Origin of the sequence: Paractinoplanes ferrugineus (genome assembly GCF_016862195.1) — a bacterium.
Classification (GTDB): domain Bacteria; phylum Actinomycetota; class Actinomycetes; order Mycobacteriales; family Micromonosporaceae; genus Actinoplanes; species Actinoplanes ferrugineus.
Genome location: NZ_BOMM01000059.1, coordinates 69,295 through 82,726, shown reverse-complemented (window position 1 = coordinate 82,726; position 13,432 = coordinate 69,295). Strand labels below are relative to the sequence as shown.

Below are 13,432 nucleotides of genomic sequence, written 5' to 3'. Positions count from 1 at the left end.
TCAGTGTCGCTCCACCGACGGCTTGGCCGCCTCCGCGATCAGTTCCGACACGGTGACGAACTCGAACCCACGTGCCTTGAGCCCGGCGACGGTGTCCTTGAGCGCCCGCAGCGCCACCAGCCGCCGCTTGTCCCCGACGTCGTGCGCCAGGACGATCGATCCTGCCCGTACCGTGTCGACGATGTCCTTGGCCTGACCCGGCACGTCATCGGCGAAGCGCCGCTCGTGCATCTGCCGGTCCCAGAGGATCACGTCGTAGCCGGCCGAGTCCGCCGCCAGCACCGTCGACCCGCCGAGATGCCCGAACGGCGGCCGCATGATCGTGGGCGTACGCCCCAGCTTGTCCTGGATCATCAGGTGCGTACGCCGGAGGTCGTCCTGGATCGCCGGCAGGTCCATCGTCGCGAGGTCGCGGTGCGCCCACGTGTGATTGCCGACCTCGTGCCCGTCGAGCCGGTCCTTGACGAGCTGGTAGTGGTCCCGGACGTTGCGGCCCACCATGAAGAAGGTGGCCTTCACCTCGGCGGCCTCGAGCACGTCCAGGAACATCGGCGTGTAGCGGGGCGCCGGCCCGTCGTCGAAGGTCAGCGCGACAAGGGGCCGCGAGCTCTGCACGAAGTACCGGATGTTGACCGACGACGTGCCGATCGCCTCCTGGTTGTCGGCGGCGGCCGCATAGCCCCCGCCGAGCGGCGGGTGATCCCACCCGCACCAGTGCGGCACCTCGGTGGCCCCGACCGCCCCGACCGCCGCCCCGACCGCTGCGAGCCCGGCCCCGCGAAACAGCCCACGCCGACTCATCCGCATCATGCCCCGTGCCCGTCCCCGAGTGAAGCGCCGCACGACGCGAGCGCGGATACCACAATCGCCTATCGGCGCAACTCCGCACATCCTGCGCCGGTCGGAGAAAGTAGCCGGGACATCGGCCGAAAGTCGGGCCGAAGGGTCAGCGCAGGTGGGACGTCTCGTTCACGGACCGGACCGCGATGTTCCCGTCCGGCCAGATGTCCATGGTCGAAACGCCCGCGGCGTCCAGGAACATGCGGTGCAGGAAGGCGTCCGAGGCGGCCAGCGCGTCCTTGAGGATCAGCTTGATCGGGGAGACGTGCGAGACCACCACGACCACTCCCCCGGCGTACTGGTCCTTGATCGCGGCCAGGACTCCCCGGGTCCGCTTGGCCACCGCCCGGAACGACTCGCCGGCCGGCGGGGCCACCGCCGGGGACGCCAGCCACTCGCGCATCTCGTCCGGCCAGCGGTTCTGGACCTCGGTGAAGGTCAGGCCCTCCCAGTCGCCGAAGTCGCACTCGATCAGGTCGGGGACGACCGTCACGGCCACCCCGCCCACCTCGGCGGCGATCAGCTCGGCCGTACGCGTGCATCGGAGCAGGGGCGAGCTCAGGACGGCCGTGACATCGCGGCTGATACCGGCCACCCGGCCGCCGGCCGCCATGGCCTGCGCCTCGCCCTCGTCCGAGAGCGGGACGTCGCCGCGACCGGAGTAGCGGCCCTGAGCCGTCAGCGCCGTCGAACCGTGCCGAACCAGGATGATCCGGGTGGCGTTGTCCATCGACGGGGGCGCCCACGACGCCGGTGCCACGTCGTCCGCCGAGACCTCCGGAGCGACCTTCTTGCCGGCGGCCTCGTCCATCGCCCGGTTGGCCAGGGCGTCGGCGGCCTTGTTGCGCTCGCGCGGGATCCAGTCGAAGGTCACCTTGTCGAAGTGGGTGACCAGTTCGGCCGCGGTGGCCGCGAGCGGGCGCAGGCCGGGGTGCTTGATCTGCCACCGGCCGGACATCTGCTCGATCACCAGTTTCGAGTCCATCCGGACCTCGACCTCGGTCGCGTCGAGCTCCCGGGCGGCTTTCAGACCCTCGATGAGACCGGTGTACTCGGCGACGTTGTTGGTGGTCCGGCCGAGCGAGCCGAACCGCTCGAGCAGGATCTGGCCGTCCGGGACCGCGCGGACCACCGCGCCGAAGCCGGCCGGGCCGGGGTTGCCGCGGGAGCCGCCGTCGGCCTCGATCGAGACTCTCACAGCCCGGACTCCGACGTGCGCACCATGATCCGGCGGCACTCCTCACAGCGGACCACGTCGTCGGCCGCCGAGCCCTTGACCCGGGCGAGGTCGGCGCCGTAGAGCTCGATGCGGCAACCGCCGCACCGGCCGGCGCGGAACAGGGCCGCGCCGAGGCCGGACTCCAGGCGGATCTTGTCGTACAGCGTGACCAGGTCGGCCGGCAGGTCGGCGGCGAGCGGGCCACGGCTGGCGGCTTTGAACTCCACCTCCTTGGTGATGTCCGACAGGGTCTCGTCGCGGCGGCGCTCGGCGGCGGCCCGCTTCGCCAGCGCGGCCTGCAGCCGGCTCACCACCTCGGCCAGCGCGGCCTCGGCGGTCTCCTTCTGCTCCATCAGTTCCAGCTCGGCGTCCTCGAGCTCGGACTGGCGCCGGTTGAGGGTGGCCAGCTCGTGCTGCAAGCCCTCGATCTCGCGCAGCGCACCGCCGCCGTCGAGGCGCTTCTGGTCCCGCTCCTTGCGCTGGCGGACCTGCTCGATGTCCTTCTCGAAGCGGGTGATGTCGCGCTCGATGTCGTCGACCGCGACCTGCGCCCGCACGCGCTCGTCCTCCAGCGCGGACAACTCCCGCGACACGGTGTCGATCTCGGCGAGCTCGGGCAGCGACTTGCGCCGGTGGGCGAGCTGGGCCAGGGCGGTGTCGACAGCCTGCAGGTCGAGCAGGCGGCGCTGGGCTTCCGGGGAGGCCTTCATGACTGCGTCTCTTTCTCCGAGGAACTGAAAGCATGGACGGTCCAGGGGTCGGTGTCCACGTCGGACACCGTGACCGCGACGCCGAACTCGCCGCGCAGCCATTCCCCGACCTCGTCCAGCCAGGGACGCTCGGTCGCCCAATGGGCGACATCGAGCAGCGCGGGGCCGTCCTCGGCGAGATGCTCGCTCGCGGGATGGTGGCGAAGATCAGCACAAAGGTACGCGTCCACGCCCGCTCGCACCGCGTCGCCCAGGAACGAGTCGCCGGCACCGCCGCAGACCGCGACGGTGCGGATCGTCCGGCCCGGGTCCCCGGCCGCGCGCACCCCGGCCGTGGTGGCCGGCAGCCGGGTCGCCGCGAAGCCGGTGAACTCGGCGAGATCCATCGGCTCGGGCAGCGTGCCGATGCGGCCGATCCCCCGGCCCGCGCCGGAGGCGGCGGCCACCAGCGGGCGCAGATCCGACAGATCGAGCCGGCGGGCGAGGGCGTCCGAGACGCCGGGATTGGCGACGTCGGCGTTCGTGTGCGCGGCGTACAGGGCCACGTCACCGCGGATCAGCCGGTGGATGATGCGCCCCTTGTAGGTGTCCGGGGCGATCGTCGACACCGGCTTCAGCAGCAGCGGGTGATGCGCCACGATCAGGTCGGCGCCCCCGTCCAGCGCCTGGTCGACCGTCTCGGGGACGCAGTCGACCACGCAGAGGACCCGGGCCACCGGGTGCGCGAGGTCGCCGAGCACCAGGCCCACCCGGTCCCAGGACTCCGCCCAGTCCCGCGGATAGCGCCGGTCCAGGGCGTTCACCACGTCCAGGACGGTGGGTGGTGCGGCAATGTCGGTCACGGCCGACAACTCTATCGGGCTATGAGACAGCCCCCGGCTCGACTCGGCTGCTCATCGTCACCGGATTGCTGACCGCCTGCAGGGCGCGCCGCCACGGGAACTGCCCCCGGAAGCGATCGGTCTGCCCGGGAGCGCCCAGCCGGCACACGTCCTCGCCGTAGAGGACGTGCACCCCCCAGTCGCGGAGCTTGGCGAGACTCTCGTGCAGGGCGGGGTGCAGGGCCATCACCTTGTTCGTGTACGGCACGACGGCCGTCGGCACGCCGTAGCCGTAGCCCTCCACCAGCAGCCCGAGCACGAGCGTGTCGGTGATCCCGGCGGCCCACTTGTTCACGGTGTTGACCGTCGCGGGCGCGACGATCATCGCGTCCGCGTCGGGAAGCATGTCGGGATCGCCGGGGCTCTTGTAGTAGGTACGTACCGGATGTCCGGTCTGTGCCTGGAGCGCGGCCACGTCGACGAACTTCCGTCCGTCCGGCGTCGTGATCACGCACACGTCCCAGCCCTCCTGCTGGGCCAGGCCGACCAGGATGCCGACGTCACGGGCGATGGGCGAGCCACAGACCAGGATGTAGAGCACGCCGGGCGAGGGGTTACCGGTCATCACGCGCCGACCCACCCCGACCTCGGTGCCGACTTGCGTTCCGCCGTCGCGGCCGGGGCACATAGCCCACTCATACGCCGACTCCCATCTGCTCGGCCAACTCCGCGATCGGAGCGGGCGGCGTGCCACGCGTACGGCGGAGCACGTCGGAAAGGACCTCGTGGGCGAGCGGCCGGCAACGGATCTCCGACGGGGCGAGCCGGTCGCCCTCCAGGAGCATCTCGCTGGCCTTCTCGATGTTGCCGATCTGCGTGTACCCGCGGGCGATGTCCAGGTAGTGGTGCGCCCGCCGTTCGGGCAGCATCGCGTTGAAGCCCACCGGGTCGAGAAGTCTCTCGTGGGTCTCCACCGCGGTGCGGCCGTCGCCGAGCTCGACCGCCGTGGCGCACCGATGCAGCTGCACGTTGGTGGGGCCGAAGCTGGTCCAGTAGTGGTTGAAGTCGCCGCCCAGTTCGAGCGAGGCCTGCTCCGCGCCACAGAGCAGGTCGCGCACGGTGGCGCTGTCGCCGATGCGGGCCGCCGCCATCGCACCGTTGAGCAGCAGCATGCCGTACACCGAGAGCCGGTCGGCGCCGGCGAGCTCGCGACTGGGCGCGAGCCGGTTGGCGATGTTGACGTTCACCTCGAGCGCCGGTCGCACCCGGCCGAGGGCGAGCAACGCACTGCCGACCCGGTAGCTGGCCAGCCCGGCCAGGAGCTGGTCGCCGGCCCGCTGGGAGACCGCGATCGAGCGATCGGCGGCCAACCAGGACAGTTCGTGCTCGCCGACCTTGCGCAGCGCCGACGAGGCGATCTGGTAGACCTGCCCGAGCAGGTGAGCCGCCGCCGAGGCCTCCTCGGTGGTGGCGTGCGCACTGTCCGCGGCCTGCGCGTCGCGCAGCAGCTTGGGCAGGGCGCGGGCCAATACGCCGTACTTCGCGTGCTGGTAGGTCAGCCACGCGTGGCTGACTGCTTTGCGCATTTCCGACAGTGGCGGTGAGTGTGGCACAGCCTGGAAGAACGCGCTCATCTGGTCATAACGCTCCAGAGCGGCGCGAATCTCCTCGACTTCCACCTGATCGATGCAGTTCTGCGTTTCCGGCCGGCGCTCCACGTCCTTGCCCAGCAACAGCTGGACGTCGACCTGGAGCACGTCGGCGATCTCATAGACGACGGAGAACTTGTCGAGTCGGCGGACCCCGCGTTCCACCTTGTCGACCCAGCTCTTGGACTTCCCCAACCGGTCCGCGAAGACCTGCTGGGACATCTTTCGTCGGCCGCGCCAATAGGCGACGCGGCGGCCGATCGGCAGCTCGTCCACGGTGCCTCCCCCGACCCCCCGGCGACCCCCGCCGGCGAGCCCTTGTGTCAATTCGCAGTCTTGACCACTTGCGTGTGCGTGCGTCGCACAACGTGTGTGATCGCCTGCTCACCGATGCTCGTAGTTTTCAGTGCAACTTGCAAAGGGTGGATCTGAGGAGCCCAACGAGGTGTGTCGGGCTTGGATACGGCGACGGCAACTGCTATGGCCGGGGATCTGCCCAGATCGGGGGGAATCGAGCCATGCAGTGGACCGCGAATAGACCGTTCGTCCCCCTTGACCGGAGGCGACTGCGCAGGCATGCGCTGCGCTATGCCACCCACGGCTGGGCGGTGACGCCCGGCGCCCGCCTGACCGGCCACCGATTCGACTGTGGACGACCCGGCTGCCCGATCATGATGTGCCACCCGGCGATGGAGTACTGGGAGGACGACGCCACGACCGACACCGGCCGGGTGCGCCACTGGTGGCGGAACCGGCCGTACAGCGTGCTGCTGGTCACCGGCAAGCGCTTCGACGCACTGGAGGCGCCGGCCGCCCTCGGCCTGCGCGTGCTCGGCTCGGCCCGGCTGCACCGGGCCGGGATCGGGCCGGTCGCGGTGACCGCGGCCGGGCGGTGGATGTTCCTGGTCCGACCCGGAGCCCCGTTGCGCACCGAACTGGAGCACCGGCTCGACGTCGTGCGCCACGGTTGCGGCTCGTGGATCCCGGCCCCGCCCAGCCGGATGCTGGAAGGTGCCGTGCGCTGGGCCGTCGACCCCGACCGGACACAGTGGTCGCTGCCCGATCCGGAGATCGTGCAGAACCTGCTCGTCGACTCGCTCGGCGCGGTCAGCGAACCCCGGCTCACCGTGCCCCGGCAGATGTCCACCAGCCGCCGGGCCGCCTGAGGGCAGCGACGTCCGACCGGCCGCCGGATCGTTAGCGCAGGTAGCGGACGGTTCACGGGGATCGGCGGGGGCACGCATGTCGTCAGACAAACTAGTTGCGTTCTGCGTGACGGTCGAGTCACACAATGGAATGAACTTTCGTGCCCGAGGAGCCGGTACCCGGCCGCGCGGGTCACGCCCCGTCGGATCCCGGCCGCCCCGCAGCCCGCGCCGCACCTGACGGCGACGTGTTCGACGGCCGGGCCCGGACGTGGATCCGGGCGCCCTGCGCGTCGAAGATGGTCAGGAACTCGACCGCCTGGCCGCCGGCCGCACCGAACCAGTGCGGCACCCGGGTGTCGAACTCGGCCGCCTCGCCGGCCGGCAGGACCAGATCGTGCTCACCGAGGATCAGCCGCAGCCGGCCGGTGAGCACGTAGAGCCACTCGTAGCCCTCGTGCGTCTTCGGCTCCGGCTCCGACCGCTCGCCGGCCGCGATGACGTGCTTGAACGCCTGCGGGCCGCCCGGGTTGCGGCTCAGCGGCAGGATCAACTGGCCGAACCGTTCGATCGGCCGGGCGTAGACCCGCGGATCACCCGTCGGCGGCGCGCCGACCAGCTCGTCCAGCGGCACCCGGTAGGCCCGGGCCAGCGGCAGCAGCAGTTCGAGGGTGGCCTTGCGCTGCCCGGACTCGAGGCGGGACAGGGTGCTCACGGAGATGCCGGTGGTCTCGGCCAGCGCCGCGAGGGTGATCTCCGACTTGCGGCGCAACGCCCGCAGCCGGGGACCGACCTCGCGGAGCACGTCGTCAGTCGGGGTCACACCCGCAATTCTGCGGCAGCCGCAAGCTCCCGGTAGGCCGCCAGCACGACAGTGGTGTTCTCGGCCAGCTCCGGGGCGGCCTCGGCGGGCGCGGCGCCGACGGTGAGCCGGGCCAGGGTGGCCTCGGCCTGCCGGGCGGTGGCGCCGATCCGCTGCTCGCGCACGAACACCTCGCCGGCCACGGCGGTCTCGTCGATGCTGCGCAGGATGCGGTTGGCCTGCTCGGCCGAGGCGAGCCAGAGCGCCTCGGTGCGGGCCCGCTGCTCGGTGAGGGCGAGCGCGGCCGGGCTCGCGGCGGGCACGTCCTGGACGCGTACGCCGTCGAGCCCCGCCCGGAGCCGGCGGATCTCCTGCCGCCGGACCAGAAGCGTGGCCAGGTCGTCGAGAGCATGGGTGAGGGTGCGGTCGGCGGACTCGGGGTCGATCATGCCGGGCAGCGCCGGCCAGGTGCGCCGGATGCGGCGGGCGACGGCGACGGCCCGGCCGTAGGCGGCCCGCTCCTCGGGGGTACGCAGGACGCGCGCGCCGGAGTCGGCGGGCAGCCGGAACGTGGTGCGCTGGGCGCGGCGGCGGTCGTCCCAGCCGGCCAGGCCGAGGGTGGCGACGGCCAGGGTGAGAACCAGCCAGCCGGGCACGCCGGCGGCGAACATGAACGCCGAGACCAGGACCAGCGGAAGGCTGAGGCGGGCGAGAAACGTCAGCCGGATCTCGCGGCTGCGGCCGCTCGGGGTCACCGGGAGGAACTCGGTCACGGCCCCGGTGCGGCGGCGGCGCGCCCGTCCGGTCCGGGTCCGCAGCGGGTACGCCGAGACCACCGTCTTCTCGGCATCCGCGCCGATGTGCAGCTCAGCCATGCCATGTCCTCCCGGAGATCTGGTTTCACCCGGGCGGGCCCGGTCGCCGAGGGGATGTCCGACCGGGGCCCGCCCACCTGCGGGTTTCCCCCGCCGGCGACTGTTGTTTCGGTCGCCGACCGGTCCCGCTTGATGGTTCCGCCGTTGCATCCCGGTTGCACGGCCGGTGAACGGTTCGGCAACGCTTCGGGTCCGGTCCCGGGCGGGCATGTCACTCTACGGTCATCGATGTAGCCTCTCCGGGTGACCGCCGTCGATCTGATCCTGCGCAAGTTCGACGGTTCGCCGCATCGGCAGGTGACCGGGCAGCTGCTCGGCGAGGACACCTACGGCACCTGGATCGCCACCCCGCGCGGCAGCGTGGTCAGCTACCACTACGGCACCCGGCCGACCGGTCTGACCAGGGCCGACGCCGTGCGGCTGATCCCGGCCGGCGGCTGGTGGATGGCGATGTGCCTGGCCGAGCCGGACGTCCGGGACATGTACTGCGACGTCACCACCCCGGCCGAGTGGACCGGCCCGGCCGAGCTGACCGTGATCGACCTCGACATCGACCTGGTGCGTTACCGTGCCGACGGCCGGGTGGAGGTCGAGGACGAGGACGAGTTCGCCGAGCACCGGATCACCCTCGGCTACCCGGACGAGATCGTCGAGGGGGCACTGCGGGCGATGGGCGAGTTACGCGAGGCGCTCACCAAGGGCAAGGAGCCGTTCCACGACCATTACCGCACGTGGCTGGCTCAGGCCGGGCGGGCCTGAGCGAGGGCCGGCCGACCGGCTTCGGCGGCGCCGAAACTGTCAGAGGGTGACCCTATGGTCACGGTCATGAATGACACCGCGCTTCAGACGTCCCCCATCACCCTCGACCGCCGCCTGTTGCTCGGCGACACCGACTACCAGGTGACCGCGTTCCCCACCGACGATCACCGCATCGACCTGTGCATCGTGAGCACCGGCCCGGACGGCGACGTGCTCAGCGAACTCAGCGCCGGTCTGTCCCCCGCCGACCTGCCCAACGTCACCGAGGTCCTGACCTCGACCCTGGCCGGTCTGATCGGCATGACCCGGCCCGCGCCGGCACCACCGCAGGCGCCCCCGCCCGACCGCGGCGCCCGGCACCCCAACCAGGGCACCCGCTGGACCCCCGACGACGACGACCGCCTGCGCACCCGCTTCCGGGCGGGCGCCCGCCCCCGCGAGCTGATGGCCGAGTTCGGCCGCAGCCGCAACGCCATCCGGGCCCGCCTGGAGCGGCTGACCGAGCTCGAGCCGGGCGCGCCCTGGCCGCCCGCCACCTCCGGTCCACAGTGAAGTCCCCGCGCCGGCGACCCACCCGCAGCACGTGGGCCGCCGGCGCGGCCCCGCCTACGCCCCTTCGCCCGGGCCGCCCCTCGCCGGGGCAGGTGGCCGGACCGCGCCGGAACGCTGCCGAACGAGACGCGCCGGCCCGCATCGCTGTGCCGGTCGCAGAGCCGGCCGAACTCCGGATCCGGGCTCGGTCGGCAGCAGCGAGCAGGCAGCAGCCGGCTGACCCCTGGCGGCCGGCGCCCTGCCCAACGTCGATCCTGCCGATCTCCGCCTCGGCCACGCCGCCGGAAGCGCCCCGACCTCACCGGCCGGATCGGACACGCCCCGATGCCGGCGATTCGATGCCGACGATTCGATGCCGGCGGCCCGATGCACAACCGGTCCGCCGCCTGATCCCGGGCCGGCCGTCGCGTGCTTCCAGGAGCGTCAGCGCCGCCGGGTCGAAGGCCGATTTCTCCAGGCGATCACGATCACCCGACGAAGGCACAAGCGAGTGGTCCGCCGTCGATCGTTCCCGCTACCTGACGGTTATCCGATTACGTTTCCGCAGGTGCGGATGGGGTGTGGTGGGCGCGGTAGGTTTCGAACCTACGACCCCTCGCTTGTAAGGCGAGTGCTCTCCCACTGAGCTACGCGCCCGGATCGGCGGGTGACCTGGGTCGCCGCGACCGGAGCCGTCATCCTACCCTGTCCGATCGGCGGCCCGGAGGGCGGCGACGGCCGCGTCCCAGACCGAGCGATCGCGGGCCTGACCCGGGCCGATCTCCTCGGCGAACCGGATCACGCCGGTCCGGTCGATCAGGAAGGTGCCGCGGTTGGCGATGCCGGCCTGCTCGTTGAAGACCTCGTAGTCGCGGGCCACCCCGCCGTGCGGCCAGAAGTCGGCCAGGAGCGGGAAGTCGAAGCCCTCCTGCAGCGACCAGACCTTGTGGCTGTAGACGGAATCGACGCTGACGGCGAGGACCTGGAGGTCGTCGGTGACGTAGCGGTCGATGTCGTCCCGGATGCCGGTCAGCTCACCCTGACAGGTCCCGGTGAAGGTCAGCGGGTAGAAGACCAGCAGGACGGCCTTGCGGTCGCGGAAGGCGCCGAGGCGTACCGGTTGATTGTTCTGATCTTTCAGGCTGAACTCGGGCGCGACGGCACCCACCGGGAGCGGCATGGGCACATGCTAGCCCGGCCGGCGCCAACGGACGCCGGCCGGCACGGAGAACAACAGCGAGCTATTTCTTCTTGGCACCCCTGGGGGAGACGAGCCGGGCGCCCGCCCAGTCCTTGCCGGCGTTGACCGTCGAGGTCTGCTGCAGGCCCGCCGTGGGGGCGGACTCGCTGATCTCGCTCGGCTCGACGTGGCCGTCCCGGCCGGCCTTGGGGGTCAGCAGCCACACCACGCCGTTGTCGGCGAGAGGGCCGAGGGCATCGGTGAGCAGTTCGAACAGGTCACCGTCACCGTCGCGGTACCACAACAGCACCGCGTCGACGACCTCGTCGGTGTCCTCCTCGACCAGCTCTCCGACGCGTTCGGTCAGGGCGTCACGGAGGTCTTCGTCGACATCGTCGTCGTAGCCCATCTCCATGACCACCATGTTCGGCTCGAAGCCGAACCGGTCCGCCAGGCTACGTACGCCGTCGGCCTGACCAGCGGTCGCGCTCACTGTCTAAGTCCTCCTAGCCAAGAGTGAAATTGCCGGAAACCTGGGGGTAGTCCACACACTTGTGGGCCAGTGCGCAAGTGGCGCACCGAGTGTGTGGCAATTTACCGTGCCAGCAGGGCATGGGCACCCTGTGTGATGGCATCCTCTCCCACCAGCACGTGCTTCGCGGCCGGTCCGAGCGGAATGAGGGAGTCCGCCGATGCGATCCGCCGGGCGGAACCGATGAAACCGCCGTCCACCAGGGCCGCGAGGACGCCCTCGCCGACCCCGCCGGTGCGCCGGGTCTCGTCGACGATCAGCACCCGGCCGGTCGCGGAGGCCTCGCGCACGAGGTCGGCGGCCGGCAGCGGGCTGAGCCAGCGCAGGTCCACCACGCGGGATCCGACGCCCTCCTCGGCCAGCCGGGCGGCGACGCGCAGGGACAGCCGCACCCCGTTGCCGAAGGTGATGATGGTCAGATCGGCGGCGTTGCCCACGGGATAGGTGCGGGCCCGGCCGACCGGTACGTGCTCGCTCGACCAGGAGACCGGGCCGGCGTAGGGCGACAGCCACTCGTTGTCGCCCTGCTCGTACAGGTCGCGGGTCTGATAGAGGGCGATCGGCTCGAGGAAGACGCAGACGCTGCCGTCGGCCGCGGCCGACGCGAGGCAGGTGCGCAGCATCGGCGCGGCGTCGCCGGGCCGGGACGGCACGGCGAGCACCAGGCCGGGGATGTCGCGCAGCGCGGCCACCGAGTTGTCGTTCTGGAAATGCCCGCCGAAGGCCTGCTGGTAGGCCAGCCCGGCGACGCGCACCACCATCGGGTTGCGGTAGGCGCCGGAGGAGAAGAACGACATGGTGGCGGCCTCGCCGCGCAGTTGGTCCTCGGCGGTGTGCAGGTCGGCCAGGTAACGGATCTCGGGGATCGGGAGCTGCCCGTCGAGGCCGGAGCCGAGGGCCAGGCCGAGGATCGTGGTCTGGTCGAGCGGGGTGTCGAAGACCCGGTCGGGGCCGAAGCGCTCCTGGAGTTTGCGGGTGACGCCGTGGGCGCCGCCCCGGCGGGCCACCTCGGCGCCGAACAGCAACGCGCCCGGCTGGGCGAGCAGCGCGTCGGTGAGGGTCGCGTCGATCGTCTGGGCGAGCGTCAGCGGGCCGTCCTGCTCGGGCAGCTTGCCGTCGAACGCCTGCAGCCGGGTGGCCGCGCCGGGCCCGATGGCCCGGGTGGCGACCTCGGTGATCTCGTGGGCCACGCGCAGCGGCCGGCGCGGGGCGAGCGGGCCGACGATCTGGGCGACCGAGGCCAGCTTGGGCTCGCCGAGCACCTCCTCGGCGACCTTGCGGACCTGCCAGCCGACCTCGTCGTAGCGGGTGATCACCTCGTCCGGGCCGAGCAGGCCGGCCTCGATCAGCGCCCGGGCGGTGTGCACGAGGGGGTCGCGCCCGAGGTCGTGGCCGATCGCCTCGGTGCTGCGGTGGGTGGCCTCGGCGTCGGCCCCGGCCCGGTCCATCAGTCGCACCATGGACAGGTGCAGCAGGGCCGGGCGGCGCTCGCGGCGCACGTAGCCGGCCGCCTCGGCGGCGGCCTCGTAGGTGGCGGCCAGGTCGCAGCCGTCGGCCGAGGTGTAGCGCACACCCGGGCGGGCGGACAGCGCCGCGGCCGGCCAGCCGTCCGGGGCGGGCCCGCCGGCGCCGGCCTGGTCGTCCTCGCAGACCAGCAGCAACGGCAGCGGGACGGCGGCGTGCTCGAACCAGCCGGCCGCGTTGAGCGCCGCGGTCGCGGTGGCGTGGTCGGCCGCCGCGTCGCCGAAGGTGGCGGTCACGATGGCGTCGGCCGGCCAGCGGCGCTCCGGGTGCGCCCGGGCCACCGAGAAGGCCAGGCCGACGGCGCGCGGCAGGTGCGAGGCGATCGTCGAGGTGGTCGGGACGATGTTCAGCTCGGCGCTGCCGAACACCTTGTGCCGGCCGCCCGCGATCGGTTCGTGCGAGCTGGCCACGACGCCGCGCAGCACGTCCCGGGCGGCGTCGGCGAGGCTCTTGGCGCGGGCGCAGAAGAACGCGGCCGAGCGGTGGTGCAGCAGCGCCGGGTCGGTGGGGAGCAGGGCGGCGGCGAGCGCCGCGTTGCCCTCGTGACCGGACGATCCGACGGTGTAGAAGCCTTCGTTGAAGCTGCGCAACCATCGGGCGGCCAGGTCGAGGTGGCGGCTGGCCAGCTGGGCGTCGAACAGCTCGAGTGCGCGCGCCCCGGTCAGGGTGGAGCCGTCACGGACGGCCTCGCCGGGAGCGCGTCGGGCGCCGGGGGCGGGCAGCGCCGTCACCGCGTCGCGGAAACGCTCATCGAGGTTCTGCGGGGTGGTCACGAAATTCAGCATCGCCGACGGCGGCCGACCCCGCCACGTCAGAAACTCAGCAATTTGCGTCGATCCCGTCGC

The 13,432-nt window shown here is 72.0% G+C and carries 14 protein-coding genes and 1 tRNA gene; 3 read left to right on the top strand and 12 right to left on the bottom strand.

The genetic code is table 11. The annotated features are described in order from the left end of the window. The 6 genes from Afe05nite_RS33540 to Afe05nite_RS33515 form a co-directional block, all read right to left on the bottom strand. Positions 1-801 (bottom strand): polysaccharide deacetylase family protein, encoded by an 801-nt coding sequence (locus tag Afe05nite_RS33540; protein ID WP_203821292.1) that lies wholly within the window; start codon positions 799-801, stop codon positions 1-3. 145 nt (positions 802-946) lie between these two features. Further along, on the bottom strand, positions 947-2,038 hold the full coding sequence (locus Afe05nite_RS33535) for a bifunctional RNase H/acid phosphatase (protein ID WP_203821291.1): 1,092 nt from the start codon (positions 2,036-2,038) through the stop codon (positions 947-949). Beyond that, positions 2,035-2,769 carry a zinc ribbon domain-containing protein gene (locus Afe05nite_RS33530; RefSeq protein WP_203821290.1) on the bottom strand — a complete coding sequence of 245 codons (735 nt, stop codon included), beginning with the start codon at positions 2,767-2,769 and terminating at the stop codon, positions 2,035-2,037. The genes Afe05nite_RS33535 and Afe05nite_RS33530 overlap by 4 nt, the downstream gene beginning before the upstream one ends. Further along, complete coding sequence (locus tag Afe05nite_RS33525) at positions 2,766-3,611, bottom strand: Nif3-like dinuclear metal center hexameric protein (protein WP_203821289.1); 846 nt, start codon at positions 3,609-3,611, stop codon at positions 2,766-2,768. The genes Afe05nite_RS33530 and Afe05nite_RS33525 overlap by 4 nt, the downstream gene beginning before the upstream one ends. Before the next feature lie 19 nt (positions 3,612-3,630). Next, entirely contained in the window at positions 3,631-4,215 is a 585-nt protein-coding gene (locus Afe05nite_RS33520; RefSeq protein WP_203821288.1) for a flavoprotein, read from the bottom strand. 70 nt (positions 4,216-4,285) lie between these two features. Continuing rightward, positions 4,286-5,515, bottom strand: coding sequence for a helix-turn-helix domain-containing protein (locus Afe05nite_RS33515; RefSeq protein ID WP_203821287.1), 1,230 nt, complete (start codon positions 5,513-5,515; stop codon positions 4,286-4,288). 242 nt (positions 5,516-5,757) lie between these two features. Here Afe05nite_RS33515 and Afe05nite_RS33510 point away from each other — a divergent pair, with 242 nt between their 5' ends. After that, positions 5,758-6,405, top strand: a complete 648-nt coding sequence (locus Afe05nite_RS33510; protein ID WP_203821286.1) for a bifunctional DNA primase/polymerase — start codon at positions 5,758-5,760, stop codon at positions 6,403-6,405. Positions 6,406-6,577: 172 nt separating this feature from the next. Here Afe05nite_RS33510 and Afe05nite_RS33505 read toward each other — a convergent pair whose 3' ends face one another. Together Afe05nite_RS33505 and Afe05nite_RS33500 are read right to left on the bottom strand one after the other, a co-directional pair. After that, entirely contained in the window at positions 6,578-7,207 is a 630-nt protein-coding gene (locus tag Afe05nite_RS33505; protein ID WP_203821285.1) for a helix-turn-helix domain-containing protein, read from the bottom strand. Beyond that, on the bottom strand, positions 7,204-8,061 hold the full coding sequence (locus tag Afe05nite_RS33500) for a hypothetical protein (protein ID WP_203821284.1): 858 nt from the start codon (positions 8,059-8,061) through the stop codon (positions 7,204-7,206). The genes Afe05nite_RS33505 and Afe05nite_RS33500 overlap by 4 nt, the downstream gene beginning before the upstream one ends. Positions 8,062-8,304: 243 nt before the next feature. On the opposite strand from Afe05nite_RS33500, the gene Afe05nite_RS33495 reads away from it, so the two are divergent. Next, positions 8,305-8,820 carry a ribonuclease FAU-1 family protein gene (locus Afe05nite_RS33495; protein ID WP_239118390.1) on the top strand — a complete coding sequence of 172 codons (516 nt, stop codon included), beginning with the start codon at positions 8,305-8,307 and terminating at the stop codon, positions 8,818-8,820. 66 nt (positions 8,821-8,886) lie between these two features. Beyond that, a complete protein-coding gene (locus Afe05nite_RS33490; RefSeq protein ID WP_203821283.1) occupies positions 8,887-9,372 on the top strand; it encodes a hypothetical protein in 486 nt (161 codons plus the stop codon). Positions 9,373-9,933: 561 nt separating this feature from the next. Here Afe05nite_RS33490 and Afe05nite_RS33485 read toward each other — a convergent pair. From Afe05nite_RS33485 to Afe05nite_RS33470, 4 genes are all read right to left on the bottom strand, one after another. Beyond that, positions 9,934-10,008: transfer RNA gene (locus Afe05nite_RS33485), tRNA-Val, on the bottom strand. 43 nt (positions 10,009-10,051) lie between these two features. Next, positions 10,052-10,531, bottom strand: coding sequence for a peroxiredoxin (locus Afe05nite_RS33480; RefSeq protein ID WP_203821282.1), 480 nt, complete (start codon positions 10,529-10,531; stop codon positions 10,052-10,054). Between the two features lie 61 nt (positions 10,532-10,592). Next, the gene (locus tag Afe05nite_RS33475) at positions 10,593-11,024 is read right to left on the bottom strand and encodes a DUF3052 domain-containing protein (RefSeq protein ID WP_203821281.1); all 432 of its coding nucleotides are present in this window, start codon (positions 11,022-11,024) and stop codon (positions 10,593-10,595) included. Between the two features lie 101 nt (positions 11,025-11,125). Next, the gene (locus Afe05nite_RS33470) at positions 11,126-13,372 is read right to left on the bottom strand and encodes a transketolase C-terminal domain-containing protein (RefSeq protein WP_203821280.1); all 2,247 of its coding nucleotides are present in this window, start codon (positions 13,370-13,372) and stop codon (positions 11,126-11,128) included. Positions 13,373-13,432 lie beyond the last annotated feature (60 nt).